This is a genomic window from Pelomicrobium sp. G1 (assembly GCF_051905455.1).
In the GTDB taxonomy this organism is placed as follows: domain Bacteria; phylum Pseudomonadota; class Gammaproteobacteria; order Burkholderiales; family UBA6910; genus Pelomicrobium.
This window is the reverse complement of the sequence record NZ_JBQACR010000185.1, coordinates 1-351: the sequence shown is the minus strand read 5'-3', so window position 1 is coordinate 351 and position 351 is coordinate 1. Positions and strand designations below refer to the sequence as shown.

Here is a 351-nt window from a genome sequence, read left to right as displayed (position 1 = left end):
CCCATGGACTTCGACGCCGGCCAGTTCGTGCTGACGGAGGCCCCCACGGTGCGGGGCTTTCGCGGCTACTCCATGGTCAACTTCGAGCGGCGGGCGCAGGCGCTCGAGTTCGTGGTGAAGAAAAAGCCCGGCGGCGGCTTCTCCGAATGGCTCTTCGACGGGCAGGCGCAAGGGGCGCAGCTTCGCCTCTTCGGGCCCCTGGGCAAGGCCACCTTCTACCCGGGGCTCGCCAAGAACGTCCTGTGCATCGCCGGCGGCAGCGGCATCGCCGGCATGATGTCCATCCTCTCCCGCGGCTGCCAGGAGCGTTACTTCAGCCAGTACAAGGGCTACGTGTTCTTCGGCGTGCGC

General features: G+C 67.5%; 1 protein-coding gene. It reads left to right on the top strand.

Annotated features, from left to right (window positions below; genetic code table 11):
• Positions 1-351, top strand: a 351-nt coding sequence (locus ACTFO6_RS18095) for an FAD-binding oxidoreductase (protein ID WP_439935786.1), incomplete at both ends; no start/stop codon positions are given.